Below are 3,533 nucleotides of genomic sequence, written 5' to 3' on the forward strand. Positions count from 1 at the left end.
CGCCGCCCGCCCGCGCCCCAAGCGCGGTGAGGGCCAGTGGGCGCTCGGCTACCGCGAGCCCCTGAACGCCAACGAGCAGTTCAAGAAGGACGACGACGCGCTCAACGTGCGCGCTCGCATCGAGCACATCTACTCCAAGCGGGGCTTCGCCTCGATCGACCCCAACGACCTGCGCGGCCGGATGCGCTGGTGGGGCCTCTACACCCAGCGCGCCGAGGGCTTCGACGGCGGCAAGACCGCCACGGTCGAGCCCGCCGACCTCGATGCCGAGTTCTTCATGCTCCGGGTCCGCAGCGACGGCAAGATCCTCGGCCCCGAGCAGTTGCGCGCCCTCGGCGAGGTCTCGACGTCGTACGCCCGGAACACCGCCGACATCACCGACCGCAACAACATCCAGTACCACTGGATCCGGATCGAGGACGTGCCTGCGATCTGGGAGCGGCTCGAGGGCGTCGGCCTGGACAGCCAGGAGGCCTGCGGCGATTCCCCGCGCCCCTTCCTCGGCTCCCCGGTGGCGGGCATCGCCAAGGACGAGATCATCGACGGCTCCGAGGCGCTGGCCGAGATCAAGCGACGCTTCATCGGCAACCCGGACTTCTCCAACCTTCCGCGCAAGTTCAAGACCGCACTCACCGGCCACCCCAGCCACGACGTGGCCCCGGAGGTCAACGACGTCTCCTTCGTCGGCACGGTCCACCCCGAGCACGGCCCCGGCTTCGACCTGTGGGTCGGCGGCGGGCTCTCCACCAACCCGATGCTCGCCCAGAAGCTCGGCGTCTGGATCCCGCTCGAGGAGGTGGCCGACGCCTGGGAGGGCGTGGCGTCGATCTTCCGTGACTACGGCTACCGCCGCCTCCGCTCGCGGGCGCGGCTGAAGTTCCTGGTCGCCGACTGGGGCGTGGAGAAGTTCCGCGAGATCCTCGAGACCGAGTACCTGCACCGCACGCTCGTCGACAACCCCTCGCCGGCCTCACCGGAGCGTCAGGGCGACCACGTCGGCGTGCACGAGCAGAAGGACGGCAAGTTCTACGTCGGCGCCGCGCCGGTGGTGGGCCGCATCGACGGCCACGTGCTCAGCGGCCTGGGCGACCTCGTCGAGAAGTACGGCGCCCGCGGCGTGCGACTCACGGCGTACCAGAAGCTCGTGGTGATCGGCGTGGACGGCTCCGACACCGCCGCCCTGCTCGACGACCTGGAGACCATCGGCCTGACCGCGCGGCCCTCGAACTGGCGGCGCAATACGATGGCCTGCACCGGCATCGAGTTCTGCAAACTGGCCATCGTCGAGACCAAGGGTCGCGCCGCCGCCCTGGTCACCGAGCTGGAGAAGCGCTTCCCCGCGCTGGACACCCCGATCACCGTCAACGTCAACGGCTGCCCCAACGCCTGCGCGCGGACCCAGGTCGCCGACATCGGGCTCAAGGGTCAGCTCGTCCTGGACGCCGACGGCAACCAGGTCGAGGGCTTCCAGGTCCACCTCGGCGGCGCGCTCGGGCTGCAGGCCAACTTCGGCCGCAAGCTGCGCGCACACAAGGTGACCAGCGCCGGGCTCGACGACTACGTCAGCGCCGTCGTCGAGGGATTCCTCGCCGACCGGGCCGAGGGTGAGTCGTTCGCGACCTGGGCTGCCCGCGCCGACGACGTGCACCTGCGCGGCGAGTCCCTCGAGTCGGCAGGCGTCTGACATGTCCGCCCGAGCCGTGCCCTTCCACTGCCCCTACTGCGGCGGCGAGGACCTGCGCCCGCACGAGGTCGTGGACGAGGCCGGCGAGGTCACCTCCCCGCACGGGACCTGGGAGTGCCGCTCCTGCCTGCGCGCGTTCTCGCTGAAGATGCTCGGGCTCGTCCGCCCCGCCGGAGGTGCGTCGTGACGACGGCGACCACCGCGTCGGCGCGGAACTTCAAGGGCACCCACACCGCCGGGCGCAGCCCCGAGGAGCTGCGCGAGCTCGTCTCGCACGTCGGTGCCGAGCTCGAGCTGGCGCCCGCGGAGCACATCATCGAGTGGGCCGTGGCGACGTTCGGTGAGCGCTTCTGCATCACCTCCTCGATGGGCGACGCCGTCCTGGCCCACCTGGCCGCGAAGGTCGCGCCCGGGGTGGACGTGGTCTTCCTGGACACCGGCTACCACTTCGTGGAGACCCTCGGCACCCGCGACGCGGTGGCCGCCACGATGGACGTCAACCTGATCACCATCACCCCCGTCCAGTCGGTGGCCGAGCAGGACGCCGAGCACGGCGCCGACCTCTACCGGACCGACCCGGACGCCTGCTGTGCGCTGCGCAAGGTCGCCCCGTTGGCCGCCTCGCTCGCGTCGTACGACGCCTGGGCGACCGGGCTGCGCCGGGCCGAGACCCACAACCGGGTGATCGCGCCCGTCATCGGCTGGGACGCGCGCAAGGGCAAGGTCAAGGTCTCGCCCCTGGCGCGCTGGTCCGACGAGCAGGTCGAGCAGTACATCGCCGAGAACGGCGTCCTGGTCAACCCGTTGGTCTACGACGGCTACCCCTCGATCGGGTGCGCCCCGTGCACGCGGCGCGTCGCCCCGGGCGAGGACAGCCGCAGCGGCCGATGGGCCGGCACCGCCAAGACCGAGTGCGGGATCCACTGATGACCGCCCGCGCCCCACGACTCCTCACCACGACCGACACCGTCGTCGATCGTCGCTCCAGCAACGCACCGGTTGCACCTGCAACTCACGAGAGGATGCCGCTCTGATGGCTGCTCCAGCACTGATCGCCCTGGCCCACGGAAGCCGTGACCCGCGCTCCGCCGCGACGATCACCGCGCTCGTCAAGGAGGTCCGCGCGCTGCGTCCGGACCTCAAGATCGAGCCCGCGTTCCTCGAGCTCTCCCGACCGAACTTCTCCACGGTCGTCGACCGGCTGGTCAAGGCCGGGCACGAGGAGATCGTCGTCGTGCCGCTGCTGCTGACGAACGCCTACCACGCCAAGGTCGACGTACCCAGCGCGATCGCGGAGGCCTCCGCGAAGCACCCGGGGCTGAAGATCCGCGCCTCGGCGCACCTCGGCCTCGAGCCCTGCTTCCTGGAGGTGCTCGACGTACGCATGCGTGAGGCGCTGTCCTCGCTGCGGGTGCGCGAGCTCGACGCCCTGGTGCTCGCTGCCGCCGGCTCCAGCGATGCGCTGGCCAACCAGTCGGTGGCCCGGCTGGCACGGGTGTGGGGCCAGCGGCACAAACTGCCGGTGACCGCCGCGTTCGCCTCGTCGTCGCCGCCCGCCACCGGTGAGGCGGTCCGGGCGTTCCGGGCGCAGGGGCGCCGGCACATCGCGGTTGCCTCGCTGTTCCTGGCGCCGGGCTTCCTGCCGGACCGGGCTGCCGAGCTCGCCCTCGAGGCCGGCGCCATCGCCGTGTCGGCGCCGCTCGGTGCGCACCCGGAGGTGGCGCGGACGATCCTGGCGCGCTACGCCGTGGGTGCCGTCGAGCTCGTCCCGGTGTGACCTGCCACTTCTGGTTGCCTTCAAGCCGCTGACCTGCCACTTGTGGTTGCAGAGGAGCAACCACAAGTGGCA

The 3,533-nt window shown here is 71.2% G+C and carries 4 protein-coding genes; all 4 read left to right on the forward strand.

Annotated features, from left to right (window positions below; all coding sequences use genetic code 11):
- Window positions 1–1,684, forward strand: a 1,684-nt coding sequence (locus ABZE72_RS16330; RefSeq protein ID WP_372730093.1) for a nitrite/sulfite reductase, incomplete at its 5' end; no start/stop codon positions are given.
- A 1-nt stretch (window position 1,685) separates the two neighbouring features.
- Window positions 1,686–1,871 (forward strand): hypothetical protein, encoded by a 186-nt coding sequence (locus ABZE72_RS16335; RefSeq protein ID WP_372730094.1) that lies wholly within the window; start codon window positions 1,686–1,688, stop codon window positions 1,869–1,871.
- Window positions 1,868–2,611: a phosphoadenylyl-sulfate reductase gene (locus ABZE72_RS16340; RefSeq protein WP_372730095.1), complete on the forward strand. Its 744-nt coding sequence runs from the start codon at window positions 1,868–1,870 to the stop codon at window positions 2,609–2,611. The genes ABZE72_RS16335 and ABZE72_RS16340 overlap by 4 nt, the downstream gene beginning before the upstream one ends.
- Before the next feature lie 106 nt (window positions 2,612–2,717).
- Window positions 2,718–3,461 (forward strand): sirohydrochlorin chelatase, encoded by a 744-nt coding sequence (locus ABZE72_RS16345; RefSeq protein ID WP_372730096.1) that lies wholly within the window; start codon window positions 2,718–2,720, stop codon window positions 3,459–3,461.
- Window positions 3,462–3,533 lie beyond the last annotated feature (72 nt).

This window comes from Nocardioides sp. (assembly GCF_041600255.1).
In the GTDB taxonomy this organism is placed as follows: Bacteria; Actinomycetota; Actinomycetes; order Propionibacteriales; family Nocardioidaceae; genus Nocardioides.

Bases quoted from the DNA above. Each gene is read 5' to 3' on its own strand.
- ABZE72_RS16335 (WP_372730094.1), top strand. From the start codon at position 1,686: ATGTCCGCCCGAGCCGTGCCCTTCCACTGCCCCTACTGCGGCGGCGAG.
- ABZE72_RS16345 (WP_372730096.1), top strand. From the start codon at position 2,718: ATGGCTGCTCCAGCACTGATCGCCCTGGCCCACGGAAGCCGTGACCCG.